This is a genomic window from Shewanella hanedai, assembly GCF_007197645.1.
GTDB classification, from domain to species: Bacteria; Pseudomonadota; Gammaproteobacteria; order Enterobacterales; family Shewanellaceae; genus Shewanella; species Shewanella hanedai.
In genome coordinates this window covers 146,501-165,138 of the sequence record NZ_VKGK01000005.1, presented here as the reverse complement: position 1 = coordinate 165,138, position 18,638 = coordinate 146,501, and the positions used below count along the sequence as shown (strand labels likewise).

Genomic DNA, 18,638 nt, shown 5'->3' with positions numbered 1-18,638 from the left:
TTCCTGCTATTCAACTTGCCTCAGACTGAGTCACACTATAACATGGACAACTATTAATATAATGCATATCAGCATCAAGTCTGATTATTTTTATAAAGAGCAAGGCCACAATGCAGACTCCAAGCCTAGAGTTAAAAGGCTCATCATTTACACTCTCTGTGCTCCATATTAACCAAGTTGATTTGGAAAAGGTAACCATTGAACTGGACAGTAAATTGTCTATCGCACCGCAATTTTTTATTGGTGCTCCATTGGTCGTCAACCTAAGTCTCATTAAAGATCCTGAGTATAATCTGACAGCGTTGAAAGATTTACTCGTGTCCAGACAATTAGTGATTGTAGGTATTACCGCAGCGATTGATGCCATTTCGGCCCAAGCTAAATCCCTTGGACTCGCAATCATCAAATCAGGAAAGCAATCACAAACTCAGCCTCAGCTACCTAAAACCACTAAGATAGTGAAACAAAATGTGCGTTCAGGTCAGCAGATTTATGCAAAAAATAGCGATCTTGTGATTGTGGGAACCGTGGGGAATGGCGCCGAAGTGATTGCCGACGGCAGTATTCACATTTATGGTAACTTACGTGGTAAGGCCATGGCTGGCGCCTCCGGTGATAAGCATGCGGTGATTATCGCCCGCTCTTTAGAAGCCGAATTGGTATCTGTAGCCGGTCAATACTGGCTAGCCGAGAATATTCAGCTCAACAGTACAACGAAAAGTGGCTGTATTCGTCTCGAAGGTGAATCTCTCACCATCGAAGCGCTACCACTTTAAAGACAGCAAACAAGGAAATAATAGGAAATGACGCAAATAATTGTTGTCACCTCAGGTAAAGGCGGCGTGGGGAAAACCACCTCTAGCGCTGCTATTGCTACAGGTTTGGCATTAAAAGGACATAAAACTGTCGTTGTAGATTTTGATATCGGACTGCGTAACTTAGACCTGATTATGGGGTGTGAGCGCAGAGTTGTTTATGATTTTGTCAATGTGATCAATGGTGAAGCTAATTTAAACCAAGCTTTAATCAAAGATAAGCGTTGCCCAAATCTATTTGTTTTACCCGCTTCACAAACACGCGATAAAGATGCGTTGACAAAAGAAGGCGTGGGCAAAGTACTGTCTGATTTATCGAAAGATTTTGAATTCATCATCTGTGATTCTCCTGCAGGCATAGAAACAGGCGCCATGATGGCTCTCTATTTCGCTGATACTGCCATCGTCACCACGAACCCAGAAGTGAGTTCAGTACGTGATTCTGACCGCATATTGGGCATGCTCCAAAGTAAGTCAAAGCGCGCCGAAGAGGGATTAGAGCCAGTAAAGGAATACCTATTACTGACCCGTTACTCCCCTGCTCGAGTCACCACTGGTGAAATGTTAAGCGTTGAAGATGTAGAAGAGATCTTAGCCATACCGCTCATCGGTGTGATCCCTGAATCTCAAGCAGTACTAAAAGCATCTAACTCAGGTGTGCCAGTTATCATGGATCAAGAAAGTGATGCAGGCAAAGCCTATAGTGACAGTGTCGCGCGTTTGTTAGGCGAAGAGTTGCCAATGCGATTTGTCACTGAGGTAAAGAAAGGTTTCTTAAAACGGATATTTGGTAGTTAATTATGTCATTACTCGATTATTTTAAAAGCAGCAAAAAACCGGCTACAGCAGTGACAGCCAAAGAGCGTTTACAGATCATCGTTGCGCACCAGCGTGGCGAGCGTGATGCACCTGATTATTTTCCTCAAATGAAGCAAGAGATCATTGAGGTCATAAAAAAGTATGTGCACATCGACCCTGAACAAGTCACCGTTCAATTAGATAAGAACGATGATAAATTATCGGTACTTGAACTGAATGTGACCTTACCGGAAAAGTAAGCATCACAGACCACTGTTTCGAAGAAAATAAACCCCGACTTATGCTAAAAGTCGGGGTTTATTTTTATGGGCATCATTACAGATTTGGTTATACAGACAATGCCGTTAGTGGCGTTGAGACTAAGGTTTCACGCCAACCCGTTAGCAGTAAAGGTTTATCCCCTACTTTACCGGCCCACAACCACTCTAGGTATTCATGAATATGACGTTTAGAGCCTAATAGCTCAATCGGCACTTCATGCTCTTCACTCACCGTCGTCAGGCACTGCTTAATGGTCTTAAATGCGCTCTTATAACCTGTTTTAAGTGCCAAGACATCAATCGCCTCTGGCAAGTTATCCAGATCTGCTGTCGCTAATAAACCGATAAGATCTTTGCCGTGAACACGCTTTTCCTGTTCAGTCAGCTCTATCATCTTATACAGCTCAGTGCTGTTTTTAGGCTGCCTTTTCGCTAATCCAATCAAAGCGTGATCTTTAACCACAAAACCAACAGCTAAATCACGTGACACCGCTTTCTCTAGGCGCCACTTAGCCAACACTTTCAGATAAGCTAACTGTTTAGGGCTTAATTGAAACGCATTTTTAACTCTTAAATACGCCAGTTCAAAATCCGGAGAAGCCAAGCGACCTTGGGTCATGCGCTCTCCCTCTTCGAACACCCAATCAAGTCTGTTGAGTTCCGCTAACTTTTCGACAAGCTGAGGATAAAGTTCATAAAGGTAGTAGACATCATTAGCCGCATAATTAAGCTGTGCTTCGCTTAAAGGACGCTTCATCCAATCAGTACGAGACTCACCTTTATCAAGCGGAATACTTAACGTTTGCTCAACCAGTTTCGCATAACCGAGTCCATGTCCAAATCCACATAAAGCTGCGGCGATTTGGCTATCAAACAGTTTTACCGGTTGGCAATGACCATTACGAGCAAAGACCTCTAAGTCTTCACTGCAAGAATGCAAAACGGTGGTAATTTCAGGCGTTTTCAATAAATCCCAAAAATCAGAAAGATCACTCACTGCAGTTGGATCGATTAACGCTAATGTTTTGCCATCATAAGCTTGGATCAGACCAAGACGAGCATAGAAAGTACGGGTACGAACAAATTCGGTGTCCAATACCAATAATTGACTCTCCCGGTATTGCGATACAAGGTTAGCTAAACTCGCATCATCATCTATATATTGAAACGTTAACAAAATGTTCTCCCTGACAATAGAACGCTATAAAGAAATAGAAAAGCCGGCATTAAGCCGGCTTGAGAGTGATATCACCCAAGTTTATTGGGTCAACTAGGACAAAATAGTTAAGCTGACTTAACTTCATCCCTCAACTCTCTACGTAGAATTTTCCCTACGTTCGATTTCGGTAGCTCTTCCCTAAATTCTACCAGCTTAGGCACTTTATATCCCGTTAAATGCTGTCGACAATGAGTGATGATATCTTGTTCGGTTAAAGATTTATCATTTTTAACCACAAACACTTTCACTAATTCACCAGATAGCTCGTTAGGAACACCAACTGCCGCAACTTCAATCACTTTGGGATGCATAGCAACAACCTCCTCCACTTCATTAGGGAAGACATTGAAACCAGACACCAAGATCATATCTTTCTTACGATCAACGATAAAGAAATAACCCTGTTCGTCCATGTAACCGATATCACCAGTCGCTAGATACCCTTGGCTGTCAATAACACTGGCCGTCTCTTCCGGTCTTTTCCAGTAACCTTTCATGACTTGAGGACCTTTGGCAAACAACTCACCAATCTCACCTTGAGCCAAAACAACACCTTCATCATCACGCACTTGAATATCGGTCATCGCAACAGGGAAACCGATAGAACCGTTATAGCCTTCAAGGTTATATGGGCAACAAGTGACTAACGGTGCCGCCTCTGTTAATCCATAACCTTCAAGCAACTTAGTCTTAGTGATACTCTGCCACTTATCCGCTACCGCTCTTTGGACAGCCATACCGCCGCCAATGGATAGCTTAAGCTGAGAAAAATCCAGCTCTTTGAACTCATCAGAGTTTACGAGTGCATTAAAGAGCGTATTGACTCCGGTTACTGCAGTATAGGGATGCTTCTTTAACTCACCGATAAACGCAGGAAGATCTCTGGGATTGGTGATCAACAAGTTATTTGCACCTTTATGCATAAAGAGCAAGCAGTTCACTGTCAGAGCAAAAATATGGTAAAGAGGCAATGCGGTCACAACGAACTCTTTGCCTGGGATCAGCATCGGTGAGTACGCAGCATCAGCCTGGAGTAAATTGCTAACGACATTACCGTGAGTGAGCATCGCGCCTTTAGATACCCCTGTCGTGCCACCCGTATATTGTAAGAAAGCTAGGTCATCCGCCACAAGCTTAGGCTTCACATACTGCATACGGCGGCCTTTACTTAAGGCTTTTCGCATCGATATAGCATGGGGAAGATCGTATTTTGGCACCATCTTCTTAATATATTTAACGACAAAGTTCACTAGCGTACGTTTAGGCGCACTGAGCAGATCACCAAGCCCAGTTAAGATCACGCTTTCTACGCAGGTCTGTTCAACGACTTTTTCAAGTGTATGGGCAAAGTTAGAGACCACAATAATGGCTTTAGCCCCTGAATCATTCAACTGGTGCTTTAATTCACGAGGTGTATAAAGAGGGTTTACATTAACGACAACCATGCCAGCTCGTAATATCCCAAAAAGAACGATTGGATACTGCAATAAGTTCGGCATCATGATGGCGACTCTGTCGCCTTTCACAAGTTTAAGATCGTTCTGCAGATAAGCAGCAAAGGCGCGACTACGCTCTTCAAGTTTACGATAGGTAAGTGTCGCGCCCATATTAACAAATGCAGGCTGATCGGCATATTTCGATACTGATGTCTCGAACATATCCACCAGCGAGTCATATTGAGTTACGTCAATCTCGTTTGGCACGTCATGCGGTAAGTTATCAATCCAAAGTTGTTCCACAAATCTCTCCTAAAAATCCCCACATTCAGCGGATACAGAAACATACTCTCTGTAAAAAGCTTGCTAAAACAATAAGCAAAACACTGACTAAATTTATTATTTTGTTTACACCAGATTCATACAGGCGTTTTAATTTTGAACATCATCACATAAATAGAGTAAAAATCCTAGTCTCTTTTCTCAATCTATGTTTGATACTCTCTTGAGAGGTTCTGATGTTTAAGAAGCTGGGTATTATGCCAAAAATTGCTTAATTTGACTTGCTACCTCATGGGCATTTTCCATATGTAAATGGTGATCACCGTCAAGTTCTGCGCAGATAAGTTGATCAAACCAAGCTTGTGCCTTCGGCAGAGACTCTTTTAACTGCTTAAAGCCTTCGGTTCCGGTGATCAATAAGGCATTACCACCATGGTTGGTCATCAACGCATCCACCTGCTCAAAAGTCAGCCTTAGGGGGGAATCTAACTTCAATCTTGGATCGCTGCGCCAGCTAAAACCTCTGCAGGTTGCAGTGTCTTGGCATTGCATATTTCGCTCAACAAGAAGACGACACCACTGCTCACCTAAACCTGTGAGTCTCATTCTTGCTTTAACGGCGATGTCGATAGACTCATAAACAGCTGGCGCTGTATTCTGTTTTTTGAGGTAAAGCGCGTGATCCTTGAAACTGTTGCGTAGTCTTTGATTATTCTTTGATGCAGATTCATAAAGAGGGCCTATCGCCTCAATCAACACCAGTTTATCCACTCTCTCAGGAAAAGCAGCGACGTAAGCCGAAGCCACAATGCCACCAAGTGAATGACCAATAATCGCAACAGGTTGTTGCTTAATTGACAAGTGTTGCATCAACAATTCAAGGTCGTATAGATAATCAATCCAGTGAAGCGGGTACAAACCTGGGCGATGATCTGAACCACCGTGACCCGGCCAATCTATTGCTAGCACTTGAAACTCGCTTAACTGCTCCGCCAAAGGAGCGAAACTATTGGCGTTATCCAACCAGCCATGCAGCGCTAGTAGCAAGGGCTTATCTGACGCCCCCCAAAGTCGACCTGAAAGACGAATATGAGGGAGTTGAAACTCTACCTCATTTTCGGGGGCGCAAGATTGCCACATATAGCCTCTATTGTTAGTTATTGGGTGTTTTTTACAAACTTTAATGTCATGCGATCGCTTTCGCCTATCGCAAGGTATTTCGCTTTATCCACATTCTCTAAAGCCAGACGTGGAGGTAAAGTCCAAACCCCTTTCGGATAATCTTTGGTATCTTTACTGTTGGCATTAACATCGGACTTAGCCACTAAGGTAAATCCAACCTTTTCGGCTAACGCAATCACCTCAGCTTCATCCATGTAACCCGTTTTAGCATCCATACCTTTGTTCGCTCTATGCTCAACAATACCAAAAGTTCCACCAGGTTTAAGCACCTTAAACGTCGATTCAAAAACGGGTTCTAGATAGCCCTTCATCGCCCAGTTATGCAAGTTTCGGAAAGTCAGCACGGTATCAGCACTCTCATCGCGGCCCAATGCATAGTGTGTCGGTGGATCAAAGGTAACAGTTGTTGCTTTACCAACTTGAGCACGATGCTCTTTCAGCCAAGCTTCAAACTTTTTACCAGAGGTCGCACGATAACCCGTACGCTTTTTTTCATCGGCAGGTTCAGTATCAAAATTCCCCGCGACATATTGCCCCTCTTCTGCAAGATAAGGTGCCAATACCTCAGCATACCAGCCACCACCAGGCCACAACTCAATCACAGTATCACTTGGCTTAACATCAAAAAAAGTTAGGGTTTCAAGCGGGTGACGATATTTATCACGATTAACATTACTATCTTGCCTGAAATCGCTCTTAACCACTTCCGCCAATGTGCTCGCTTCATGGCCATTATCGTGTGCTAACGCACTAACGCTACACGTGGCGCTCAATAAGATCCCGGCTAAAAGAGTGTTATTTTTCATTATCGCTTCCCATAAGATATTTGAATAAGTTTCAATAAACTAACAGAAAAACGACAAGTATGGATCAAACCAAAGGTAAGATAAGGGCATAGAATTGAATGAAATTATGTAAGAAAACATTAACAACGGCTGTAAAATTTAGCCTTTAGCGGCCGCATTATCAACTCGACGCCAACAGAGGAAAATCATTGAAGCACTGATGGCTAACCAAATAAACACCCAAATCCACGCTGGGATCCAAGTTTCTGTAGCCAACATAGACGCATCACCTTTACCACTCAAGCCTAATAAAACGGTCGGACTTGCGAGAGCATTAAGCATGATCATCAAAGCCATCACTCTTAGTCCACTTCCCATAAATCGATTTTTATTGAGTTTAAGTGGTAAGAGAAACAACACTGCCAGACAGGCAAGTATTGATATGGTTAAGATATCTCGTCCCCAAAGTAATGTAGTCAATACAACTGCTGATCCAAGAAAAGCAAAGCTGACACGTATTCCCTTTGGCCAGGTCGCCAAAATGAAGATTAAATATCCCCACAGCGCTGCGCCAAAGTAGCCACTAAAACCGATCACAACAGGCCAGCCACCTTGGCTAAAACACAAACCCGCACCATTAGGGAAAAGCTGAATGTGACTGACACTGCCACCGGTTAATATCGTCGCTAATCCATGAGAGAGCTCATGAAAATAACTTTCAAGCCATTTAAATGGCACACTGATAAAAGGCAACCGAGTGATCAGAAAAGCAAACATGAGCTCGAAGAAGAAACGACTTCGAGACGGTGCTCCACTGCTGTTCTGGGGTTTTGAATCAAGCGCACTAGAGGAAGGGTTATGCATAGGTATCGATACCGACCATCTGCTGGATCTCTTCACGAGCCGCAGCGTGTTCATTAGCCAAATAGTGGGCTACTGCACCATCACTCCCTTGCAGGGCTCGCTCATATTCAAGCTTAGCCCCTAAACGAGATTCTAACGGCTCTGGTGTTGTCTGTTCTGCAAGTTGGACTTCTAACTGTGTTTCAACTTCGTCCCGGTTTACACTCGCAGAGTCAATCTGACTGGTGTCTAAACCTTGGCTTCTCTTTGCTCGTTCAACTTGCTGAGTGGCATCGATATTAGAATTTGTTTTTATGTTTGAACTCGCACCATTTGGGTTGGGGGCACTTGATGAGTGAGCCTGAGAGGTGCCAAAAATATTCTGTTGAACTTGCATTATTTCTCCTCCTTCATCATAAGATTAACCAACCCATTCCAGCATTTAAATCAATGAGGGCTAATTACTCTCGCCCTGGAAGCTTTTTCCAGGTAACCGTATCACGAACATAAACAGGCGCCAAGTCATCGACGGACGTTGACAGACCCTGAGTATAACCCGCTTTAGCTAAGCTCAACATAGATTTAGCATCTGGAAATTGTATCTCTTGAGTTAGTGTGATGTTTTCACACAGTTCAAGTAATTGAGGATAGGTTTCAAAACCGGTACCACACGCGATGATAGATAAACTTTTATCTAACTCCAAAGTCGCTAGGTTTGGCGCTGTCACAGTCTCCAGGCCCACTAACTCAGCAAGTCCATTATTGAAGACAAATTGACCCCAGTAGATCTCACCCATTCTGGCATCAATAGCACAAATGACCTGCACAGCACCTTGGTGATCAAACACCGTCTGCGCCATTGTTTGCAAAGCTGATAAACCAATAACAGGGATATCTTGGCCCAACGCTAAACCTTGCGTCATGCTGGTACAAATTCGAATGCCCGTAAAACTGCCTGGACCACGTCCATAGGCAATGAGGTCAACGTCTGACAATGAAATATTGGCTTGAGACAGCACGCTGTCAACCATAGGCAAGATGCGCTGGCTATGCTCACGAGGCACGACAGCTAACTCTGAAAAAATCTGGCCTTTAACGCTTAAGGCTGCCGAACAAGATTCGGTACAAGTATCCAATGAGAGTATGGTGAGTTCATCAGGGTTTTTCTGTATATCAGTCATCTAATACCACAAACAATAAGGCTAATGTCACATCCCACAACTCAATAGAGTTGCAACACGGTATGTTTACTTGCTCTATCAACATAGAGCAAAGCGAATGGTGGATTATAACCTAACTGTTATTGACGCAAAACGTGTCATCGCATTAAATGTGAAAAAATCAAAAAATTGAGCGCAAAACAAACAGAAATGAATTTTTTGAATGTTAACATGCTCGATATTATTAGCGTAAGAAGTCCAGTAACCAACGACAAACCAGTTTATCGTCAACGGGAAGAGCAAGAGACTCGATACCCGTTTCAATACGAGGTGCAGGGATCCTGTCTCGCCGCGCGTTCATTAAATCTTGTGAGTAACACTTACTGAACTCAGGGTGTCCCTGAACACCGAGAAAATGCTCGCCTATCTGTATCATATAAAATGGGCAAAAATCACTGGCCGCAAGAATCTCAGTGTTTTCTGGTAGCTCAGTCACCTGATCTTGATGACTCACCACTAAAGCGAGTTCCTCAATACTGCTATCCATCCAAGGTTTGTGCTGAGTGATCACCGATGTCGCAACACCAACTCCCCACCCTTTCGGTGACTTAACCACCTCGCCGCCTAACGCTTTAACCATCATCTGATGGCCAAAACAGATCCCGATTAACTTCTTGTTACAGGCATAGAGTGTTGCAATATATTGCTTAAACTGGTGCACCCAGGGCTCATCATCATTCACGCCATAGCGACTACCGGTGGTGATATAGGCGTCGCAATCATCCACAGAGTGAGGGTACTCTCCGTCAATAACTCGATAAACAGAAAATACCAGTTCAGTGTCGAGTCCTTCAAACAAGCCGGTAAACATCTTAGGATAATTTCCATGCTTAGCTTGCAGCGCTTCGGTGACATCATCGCATTGCAAAATACCTATTCTCATCTCACTCCTCCTTTGTGAAAACATGCTTGCTTACCAGATAGAAAGCCAGAGAGTTAAAAGTACTAACTCTCAAACCGCAATATTTATGTCAATTTTCCTTTAACCGCATCTTTGAAGAGCAATGAATACTCAGCATCGGTTAATTGAATTGGGTTTCCAGCAGACGCTGCATCTTGAGATGACATCTTACCGACCAACACCACATCATCTAAGTTGATCCCTATCTCCGCTAAGGTATGCGGAATATTAAGCTGCTCCCTCAAGGCTAAGACCCAAGTCAGGAAGCCATCAAAAGTGGCATTCTCCAACTCAAGATATCGCGACAATCGAGTGATTCTATCTTCTATGACACTGCGATTTCGTATCAGCACATAAGGCATTAAAATCGCATTCAATAGCCCGTGATGCTTGTTATACAAGGCACCAAGACTGTGAGCGATGGCATGCATCCCCCCTAAACCACGTTGAAAACTGGTCGCTCCCATACTTGAGGCCACCAGCATCTGGGTTCTCGCTTCAATGTCATTCCCATCGGCAACGGCTCTGGGAAGGTGATCTTTAATTAAACGGATCCCCTCAAGCGCAATCCCCTCTGCCATTGGGTGATAAAATGGCGCACAATAAGCTTCGAGATTATGTGATAAGGCATCTAACCCTGTTGCCGCCGTAATATGAGGTGGCAAGCCTAAGGTCAACATCGGATCGAGCAACACACTCGCTGGTAACATATTCGGATGAAAGATAATCCGTTTAACATGATGTGGCCCATCGGTATCAGTGATCACCGACGCCCGCCCCACTTCAGATCCCGTCCCTGCTGTCGTAGGCACAGCCACAACGGGAAGCATCAAACTGTCTTCAATACGCGTCCAGTTATTGCCAATATCTTCCGTGCTCCATAAAGAGATCCCTTGTTTGGCAATCATGGCTATGGCTTTTGCCGCATCCAAACTCGAGCCCCCACCAAAAGCCACCACGCCATCGAAACCGCCAGCATTTAACACCTCGGCACCATCGCGCACATTCTGCCCTGTGGGGTTGCCTTGGATTTCACTGAATACCTGTGCTTCAAGCCCTGATTGTGTGCAAAAATCTACCGCCTGCTTAACCATTGGCAGATCAGCTAAACCAGGATCAGTAATCACGAGTACTTTCGTCATATTAAGTGCTTTGCAACGCTCACCAAGCTGATCTAAACAGCCTTCACCCACCGTGATAGCCGTGGGAAAATTCCAACTTGCATGTAAATCCATCTATCTACTCCTTTTGGATCTATACCCTATGCGGACACGAGTTATACCTGCTTAATATGAAATGATTTAGGGCGAGTCAGATGCTCAAACCCTAACTGAGATAAGGTGCAGCCACGTCCCGACTGTTTGACTCCAGTCCAAGCTAGCGCGGGATCAAGATAATCACAGCGGTTAAGGAAAAAAGTGCCCGTTTCAAGACGATCCCCAAGCTCAATCCCTAATTCGATGTTTTGGGTAAAGATACTGGCCGTTAAACCAAAATCGCTGTCGTTCATCAAGTTGATCGCTTCATCATCACTCGACACTTTCATAATTCCGACCACGGGGCCGAACGACTCTTGTGTCATCACGCTCATAGAATGATCGACATGGGTCAGTATCTGTGGCGCAAGATAAGGGGTTCCTTGCTGACTCATCGGAAAGAGTGCTTCATCGATATGCGCTATGGCTCCTTTATCGAGGGCATCTGCTATCTGCTCTCTCACAAAATCGGCAGCAGAGGTTCGCACCATCGGTCCTAAGGTCACCTCTGGGTTATCCGAACGTCCTAACTGGTATTGTTTGGTTAAGGCCACGGCTTTAATCACAAAGTCATCATAAACCGTGTAGTGGACGTAAATACGCTCAATGCCACAGCAGGATTGACCTGAATTGAAAAAAGCACCATCAACCAAGGTTTCAACAGCACTATCAATGTCGGCATCCTCACGAACATAAGCAGGATCTTTCCCACCAAGCTCTAGACCAACACCAATAAAGCGACCACTCGCGGCTTGTTCTACCATTTGGCCACCGTAGACTGAGCCGGTAAATGCCACATAACTAATCTGCTTATTGGCGATAAGTTTGGCGGTGTTATCATGACTCATGTGCAAGTACTGAAACACGCCTTCAGGAAGTCCTGCATCGCTAAACGCCTGATACAAGCGCTCGGCGCACAATGGGGTTTGTGCCGAGTGTTTGAGGATCACACAGTTTCCTGCCAATAAAGCAGGAATAATGGCATTGATGGCGGTTAAAAAAGGATAATTCCAAGGAGCAATCACCAATACAACCCCTAAGGATTCACGCTTGATATAACGGGTAACTCCTGGCTTGTCCTCAAGTTTGATATCCGCTAATGCTTGTTCGCAAATGTTAATCATGTAATCGCTGCGCTCTTCCACGCCCGCAAGCTCACCAGCGCCATAACGTATTGGCCGTCCCATCATCCAACTTAACTCTGTCGCTATTTCATCTTTATGACTCAATAGCTGATCGATAGCCTTTTTACACAGCGCTTTTCGCTGTGCAAGAGGCGTGTTTTTCCAGCTTGCCTCTGAACGGTTATAGGCTGCAGATGCTTGCTCGACACAGGCTATAATTTGATGCTCGCCAGCCAGCGGACGACTGACAAACACACTGCCATCAATTGGCGAAAGGGTGTCCTGCATCTCTGTTTTCGAAGGTGATCCCATAACTAACTACACTCCACTCTTACAATGTCTGATTAATGGCTGACACACTTAGGCTCACTATAAGCGAAATAAAATCCTACCTAGATAATCTCGAAATAACGCTCCATTTCCCAGTCGGTGACATGCTTTCTAAACTCTCGTTCTTCCCATTCTCTACTGATGGCAAAATGCTCGACAAACGCCTCACCAAAACAGCTTTTCGCAGCAACGGATTGTTTAAATCGCTGCGCCGCATCCCATAAGGTTGCAGGGAGTGCCAATGAAGCATCATGAGTTTGCTCATAGGCATTGCCCTTCACTTGAGGTTGCGGCTCTAACTCATGCTCAATACCATAAAGGCCGCTGGCCAGTGCGGCAGCAAGGGCAAGATAGGGATTTGCATCAGCAGCGCCCAGTCGATATTCAACCCGTTGCGATGACGCTGAACCGGGAATCACCCTAAGGGCTGTGGTTCTGTTTTCCACTCCCCACGTGGCATCCGTAGGCGCCCAAAATCCTGGGATCATACGAGAATAACTGTTAATGGTCGGGGCTATCATGCAGAGAAACTCAGGCATCAACGCCTGTTGCCCTGCCAAGAAATGACGCTGTGTCTTACTCATGCTGTGAGTCTGGCTTGGATCATAAAAAGCAGAAGAGCCATCTTTGTTTTGTAGTGACAGATGAATATGACCACTCTGCCCAGGGTAATCACCCGACCACTTAGCCATAAAGGTCGCCATCAATCCCTGTTTCTGAGCTAGGACTTTCATAAAGGTTTTAAATAGCGCGCCTTTATCGGCCGCAGCTTCAGCACTATCGACCGCAATCGCGGCTTCAATCACACCGGGACCAGTTTCTGAGTGGATCCCTTCGATAGGGAAATCCATGGTTTCAGACATCGACAAAATATCTTGATAAAGATCCGCGTGAACAGAGTTGCGGATCATAGAGTAACCAAACCAATCAGGGGTAATGGTCTCCAAGTTGCGGAAGTTCTTTTCGCGGATTGATTTTGGGGTTTCGTTAAACAGAAAAAACTCATACTCCAGCGCTGCAAACGCATTGAAGCCCATACTATCGGCTTTCTCAATCACACGTCTTAAGGTGCCTCGCGGACACACTGCTTCGGCTTCTTCAGCAAACTCGGCGATAAACAGCAACATCCCCTCTTCACCAATCACATCACGACAGGTATGAGGCAAAATTCTCACTGGCGCATCGGGATACCCCGTATGCCAGCCGGTATACTTGGCATTATCGTACAGCTGATCTTTTACATCCCAGCCAAGTATCACATCACAAAATGCAAATCCTTTATCTAGAGAGGCGATAAACTTTGACTTAGACATATATTTGCCGCGCATCACACCATCGTTATCGAACAATCCGACCTTAATATGGGCCAAACCACGCTCCTCAATAATGGCAATGGCATCGGCAATACTCTTAACCTGTCTTGCTTCCATATTAGCGCTTCCTTATTATTTTTCTTGAGTAGATGAACGTCACTTAACACGCTTATTCATCGTCAGACATCAACAGTTATTTATCACAACTGTACTGAGCATTTGGATTTAATATTTTTATTGAAACCAAATGGTCGCTATTTTTGGCTGCTAAGAAAGTTACTGACTAGCAGCCGTAGGTAGAGTGTTACTTTAGTTCAGACTCCGCAGAGGCGATCATGTCGAACTCCTCCTCTGGCGCCGAAGCCACCAATCGATGACGACTGTAAACAACAAAATAGGTCACCATTAACAGATAGAAAACCGCTGACCACATCGCAGCTTGAAGACTGACCACAAAGGTTGATGCGAGTGCGATAAGTGAAAGCACTAAAGCGATTGATGAAGTGAATATGCCACCAGGCGTTCTATAAGGACGTTCAAGGTTAGGCTCTTTTCTGCGCAGTAAAATGTGTGACAAACTCATCATGGCATAGGAGATCGTGGCGCCAAAAACCGCCATCGTGATCATCAAGTCACCTTCCCCAGTGAGCGATAACAAGAAGCCCAATACTCCCGGCACAATCAAAGCCCAAACTGGCACTTTACGCTTGCCTGATAAAGAGAGGAAACGTGGTAGATACCCAGCACGAGACAAGGCAAAAACTTGACGAGAATAAGCGTAAATAATGGAGAAGAAGCTAGCAATAAGGCCAAACAGCCCCACAATATTGACAAACTTAGCCGCGAAAGAGTCCAGACCATAAACCGACTGCAATGCCCCAACTAACGGCGCACCATGGTTTTTCATCGCTTCGGCGCCAGCGCCTCCGGGAGCAAGCAGCAACACGGCTGCGGCAAATACGATTAACACCAACATAGAGGCGATAATTCCCTTGGGCATATCTTTCGCTGGATCAGTCGCTTCCTCTGCAGCCAATGGCACGCCTTCTACCGCAAGGAATAACCACATCGCAAATGGCAGTGCAGCCCAGATCCCCATATAACCTTCAGGAAGGAAACGACTGGAGCCGACAACATCAGGATTTGCTGCGATATCAAATAAGTTTGCAGAATCAAAATGTGGCACCATGCCCACCATAAAGACACCAATAGCAATGACGGCCAACAAGGTGATGCCCATCATGATCCGCAGCGCTTCGCCAGCTCCCCACAGGTGCAAGCCAACAAACACAGCATAGAAAGCCGCATAGACAATCGGTCCATCGATACCAACGAGTTCATTAACATAGCCACCGATAAAGATGGCGATAGCGGCAGGCGCAATCGCATATTCGAGTAAAATAGCCGTGCCTGTTAGAAATCCGCCCCACGGCCCCATGGCGCGTCGTGCAAAGCTGTACCCCCCCCCCGCCGTTGGCAATGAAGATGACATTTCCGCCAGACTCAGCACTAAACAGATATACATTAAGCCCATCACCAGTGTGGCGATAAGCATTCCACCAAATCCGCCCAGTTCAAGGCCAAAGTTCCATCCAGCAAAATCGCCAGAAATAACATAGGAGATACCAAGGCTAGCCAACAGTATCCATCCAGCTACGCCTTTTTTAAGCTGGCGTTGACTCATATATTCATCGGAAACAGCTTCATACTCGATGCTTTTATTTTTTGTTTTAGGTGCACTTTTTTGTGTTTGTTCTTGTGACATGACATTTCCCTTTATCTTAGTTTTCGAAATGACCCGGTTAATTCACTATCAATGATTACCAGACCAAACCTAATAGCCTCCTGGCTTAACGACAACAACAATCAATTGTACTAACGCTGTAGTATTAATAATTTTAATACTAGGCACTTTTACTAAAATATTGCCTACCTTTCCCTCTGCTATTTACCAGCAGAAAACTCACCTGAGTGCAAAACAACGAATCTCTAACATCTTATAAATGCTGATTAAATTCAAGTCCTTAATTACCCTCCGCCGATTCATGTTTCTAACCGTTCAGTTAAATGCTGACAGAATTGTCCATATCAAGGCGAATTTCGGACATAAGTAGGAGTGATGACAAGAAAGCGACATCAGATAGGATCTATCATTGCGACATTAACCTCATGGCTTAAGTCGGCTGTTAGTTAACTAGCCTATATCGATACTAGGTAACAACCAGGGAAGATCTTTTTCAAGCTCAGGCAGGAAACATTGGGTCATGATTTGGCAACTGTCTCTGGCCATCTCCTCCGGTAAATCGCTCAACTCATGGCGTCGACACACTAACGTCAACCGACGTTTGAAGCTGTCATTGGTAGGAAGTGGCTGACACCTGACTTGATCTAACGCGATACCGCTCTGGTACAAACATAGCGGCGTAGTGATGGTCCAACCTAAGCCTGAAGCCACCATAGACAGCACGGCAAAGGTATTATCCAACTGCAGCCTCACTGGGGGCTGTACTCCCAATCGTCTTAAATACCTTTCTATGCTGGTGCCAATTAATGAATCACTGGTGTAACGCACAAAATCCAGCTGTTGCAGCAAACGCTTGATATCGCTAAGTGAGCTTAAGCTTTCATCTTCCCACTTAAAGTCCAAAGGCACGACTAACACAAAGGGTTCACTTAATATGGGATAACGACAGAGGTTATCACTGTCTTCTAAAGCATCATCGGAGATAATAATGTCGACCTGACGTGACACCAGAGCATCGGCATGCATGTGTGAGCGGCCCGTTGATAAGGTCCAGTTCTCGGTTCGCCTCTTAACCACATCGATGAGCGGCTTACCTAAAGAGGTCACGAGCGAATCGACCATGGCGATACGAACCAGATGAAGCTGTTCAAATGTCCCTTGGGTAAATACCTTCTGGGTTTGCTCTGCTTGTGAAAGTAGATGGCTGGATTGATCGAAAAAATAGCGCCCCGCAATCGTTAACCCAAGCGGGCGAACACTGCGATCAAGCAGTTCGACCTTGAGGTTTTTTTCCAACATAGAGAGGGTCTGAGACACTGAAGATTGCGTCAATCCTAATCGCTTAGCGGTCTCAGTCATGCTGCCCGTTTGAGCTGCGATGACAAACACCTGCAGACCTTTTAAATCAAAATCGAATGCTCTCACGGGTTTCCTTCGGTATTAGGAATACTGATAGACAAAAACATGACATGAAAAATACTAACTTAGAAGCATTTTTAATCGACAAACTTAAATTAACATGAATTCAACAGGCTACAACCCTCTGCGCTACACTCGCTCGATTCACGAGCACATGAACACAATTCAGATAAATATACTGGTGACATACTCGGTAATATCGGCCAATATAAGTGCTCAGTAATTTAGCCCTTTCCCCACTGAAACTCGATTTAACAGCCTATTCCCTGTTAACCAAATGTCATTTTGGTTAAGTCAAGGTAGCGCCTTAATGACGTGCAAGTCTGTTAATTCGTGTGGTTTATTTATAGTGAAAAACATGAGAATTTTATGGAGCAACAAATGAACGCAGCAGGTCCAAGAATTGTTATCATCGGTGGTGGTGCAGGAGGATTAGAGCTGGCGACTCAGCTAGGCCATAAACTAGGCAGAAAAAACCGTGCGCAGATAATCCTAGTCGATAAGAATCGTACCCACATCTGGAAACCTCTACTTCATGAAGTAGCGACCGGTTCACTGGATTCAGATCTCGATGGCGTCGTTTATTCAGCCCATGCTGCTAAGCATCATTATCAATTTCAGTTAGGCACTTTTTGCGGCCTAGATGCCAGTGCCAAACAGATCATCATGGCCCCGATTACTGATGATACTGGCTATACCATTCTGCCAGAGCGTCAAATTTCATATGACAAGTTGGTCATTGCCATCGGCAGTGTTAGCAACGATTTCAATACCCCCGGTGTTAAGGAAAACTGTTTCTTCCTCGACTCGCATCAACAAGCGAATCGTTTCCATAACGCGCTGCTTGACAGTTTCACTCGTATTCATCAATCAGAGACCATCAGCCAGCTTAATATTGCGATCGTGGGCGGTGGGGCAACCGGTGTAGAGCTGTCTGCGGAGCTATATCACGTGACTGACATGCTTAAAATCTACGGTTTGAGCAAGATGACCGCAGAGAAGCTCAATATTCACCTTATTGAAGCAGGACCGCGTATTCTTCCTGCGCTACCAGAACGTATTGCAGCATCTGCTAGACGCGAGCTAACTAAACTTGGCGTTAAGGTTATGGAAAATACTCGCATTAGTGAAGCGACTTCAGAAGGCTTTGTGACCTCTGAAGGTCAGTTGATCGAAGCGCATCTGATGTTATGGGCCGCGGGTGTTAAAGCACCGGACTTTATTAAAAGCATCGATTTCTTTGAGCTTAACCGTGCCAATCAGATCATGGTAAAACCTAGTTTGCTCAGCACCGTTGATGAAGATATCTATGTCATCGGCGATTGCTGTGCCTGCCAACAGCCAGATGGCAGTTTTGTCCCGCCTAGAGCACAGTCTGCACATCAAATGGCCGAATGTGTTGAGAAGAACCTTATTCACGAACTCAATGGTGAACCTCGTGAAGCTTACACTTATGTCGATCACGGCTCATTAGTTAACCTTTCCCGTTACAGCACCGTCGGGAGCTTGATGGGGAACCTAACCAAGAGCAGCATGTTCGTTGAGGGGAAGATAGCCAGACTGGTATACATCTCTTTGTATCGCATGCACCAAAGGGCTATTCACGGCAGCATCAAAACCTTCGGGCTATGGGTCGCAGAGAAAGTCATGCGCGTTGTTAGACCGAGAATGAAACTGCATTAAAGCAGTT

Annotated in this window: 17 protein-coding genes; 4 read left to right on the top strand and 13 right to left on the bottom strand. The window is 44.9% G+C overall.

Features of this window, described 5'->3' with window-relative positions:
• Nucleotides 1–110: 110 nt before the first annotated feature.
• The 3 genes from minC to minE are packed head-to-tail and all read left to right on the top strand — an operon-like array spanning nt 111 to nt 1,873.
• Complete coding sequence (gene minC, locus FN961_RS06340; RefSeq protein ID WP_143563714.1) at nt 111–776, top strand: septum site-determining protein MinC; 666 nt, start codon at nt 111–113, stop codon at nt 774–776.
• Nucleotides 777–803: 27 nt separating this feature from the next.
• A complete protein-coding gene (gene minD / locus FN961_RS06335; RefSeq protein WP_143563713.1) occupies nt 804–1,613 on the top strand; it encodes a septum site-determining protein MinD in 810 nt (269 codons plus the stop codon).
• A 2-nt stretch (nt 1,614–1,615) separates the two neighbouring features.
• Nucleotides 1,616–1,873, top strand: coding sequence for a cell division topological specificity factor MinE (minE, locus tag FN961_RS06330; RefSeq protein WP_143563712.1), 258 nt, complete (start codon nt 1,616–1,618; stop codon nt 1,871–1,873).
• An 88-nt stretch (nt 1,874–1,961) separates the two neighbouring features.
• Here the strand turns inward: minE and rnd are convergent, their stop codons facing one another.
• The 13 genes from rnd to FN961_RS06265 form a co-directional block, all read right to left on the bottom strand.
• Nucleotides 1,962–3,071: a ribonuclease D gene (gene rnd / locus FN961_RS06325; protein WP_143563711.1), complete on the bottom strand. Its 1,110-nt coding sequence runs from the start codon at nt 3,069–3,071 to the stop codon at nt 1,962–1,964.
• A gap of 107 nt (nt 3,072–3,178) precedes the next feature.
• Nucleotides 3,179–4,852, bottom strand: a complete 1,674-nt coding sequence (gene fadD, locus FN961_RS06320) for a long-chain-fatty-acid--CoA ligase FadD (RefSeq protein ID WP_143563710.1) — start codon at nt 4,850–4,852, stop codon at nt 3,179–3,181.
• A 234-nt stretch (nt 4,853–5,086) separates the two neighbouring features.
• Nucleotides 5,087–5,971 carry an alpha/beta hydrolase gene (locus FN961_RS06315; protein WP_143563709.1) on the bottom strand — a complete coding sequence of 295 codons (885 nt, stop codon included), beginning with the start codon at nt 5,969–5,971 and terminating at the stop codon, nt 5,087–5,089.
• A gap of 17 nt (nt 5,972–5,988) precedes the next feature.
• On the bottom strand, nt 5,989–6,819 hold the full coding sequence (locus FN961_RS06310; protein ID WP_143563708.1) for a class I SAM-dependent methyltransferase: 831 nt from the start codon (nt 6,817–6,819) through the stop codon (nt 5,989–5,991).
• 138 nt (nt 6,820–6,957) lie between these two features.
• Complete coding sequence (locus FN961_RS06305) at nt 6,958–7,662, bottom strand: M50 family metallopeptidase (RefSeq protein WP_143563707.1); 705 nt, start codon at nt 7,660–7,662, stop codon at nt 6,958–6,960.
• Nucleotides 7,655–8,038: a hypothetical protein gene (locus FN961_RS06300; protein WP_229814628.1), complete on the bottom strand. Its 384-nt coding sequence runs from the start codon at nt 8,036–8,038 to the stop codon at nt 7,655–7,657. The genes FN961_RS06305 and FN961_RS06300 overlap by 8 nt, the downstream gene beginning before the upstream one ends.
• A gap of 64 nt (nt 8,039–8,102) precedes the next feature.
• Nucleotides 8,103–8,822, bottom strand: coding sequence for a tRNA (adenosine(37)-N6)-threonylcarbamoyltransferase complex dimerization subunit type 1 TsaB (gene tsaB, locus FN961_RS06295; protein ID WP_143563706.1), 720 nt, complete (start codon nt 8,820–8,822; stop codon nt 8,103–8,105).
• Between the two features lie 223 nt (nt 8,823–9,045).
• Nucleotides 9,046–9,744, bottom strand: a complete 699-nt coding sequence (locus tag FN961_RS06290) for a glutamine amidotransferase-related protein (protein ID WP_143563705.1) — start codon at nt 9,742–9,744, stop codon at nt 9,046–9,048.
• An 83-nt stretch (nt 9,745–9,827) separates the two neighbouring features.
• Nucleotides 9,828–10,997 carry an iron-containing alcohol dehydrogenase gene (locus tag FN961_RS06285; protein WP_143563704.1) on the bottom strand — a complete coding sequence of 390 codons (1,170 nt, stop codon included), beginning with the start codon at nt 10,995–10,997 and terminating at the stop codon, nt 9,828–9,830.
• Between the two features lie 41 nt (nt 10,998–11,038).
• Complete coding sequence (locus FN961_RS06280; RefSeq protein ID WP_143563703.1) at nt 11,039–12,454, bottom strand: aldehyde dehydrogenase family protein; 1,416 nt, start codon at nt 12,452–12,454, stop codon at nt 11,039–11,041.
• Nucleotides 12,455–12,534: 80 nt separating this feature from the next.
• The gene (locus tag FN961_RS06275; RefSeq protein ID WP_143563702.1) at nt 12,535–13,902 is read right to left on the bottom strand and encodes a glutamine synthetase family protein; all 1,368 of its coding nucleotides are present in this window, start codon (nt 13,900–13,902) and stop codon (nt 12,535–12,537) included.
• A 187-nt stretch (nt 13,903–14,089) separates the two neighbouring features.
• Nucleotides 14,090–15,550: an ethanolamine permease gene (gene eat, locus FN961_RS06270; RefSeq protein ID WP_143563701.1), complete on the bottom strand. Its 1,461-nt coding sequence runs from the start codon at nt 15,548–15,550 to the stop codon at nt 14,090–14,092.
• Between the two features lie 429 nt (nt 15,551–15,979).
• A complete protein-coding gene (locus tag FN961_RS06265; protein WP_143563700.1) occupies nt 15,980–16,954 on the bottom strand; it encodes a LysR family transcriptional regulator in 975 nt (324 codons plus the stop codon).
• A 375-nt stretch (nt 16,955–17,329) separates the two neighbouring features.
• Between FN961_RS06265 and FN961_RS06260 the strand changes: the two genes are divergently transcribed.
• Complete coding sequence (locus tag FN961_RS06260) at nt 17,330–18,631, top strand: NAD(P)/FAD-dependent oxidoreductase (protein WP_143563699.1); 1,302 nt, start codon at nt 17,330–17,332, stop codon at nt 18,629–18,631.
• Nucleotides 18,632–18,638: the final 7 nt, after the last annotated feature.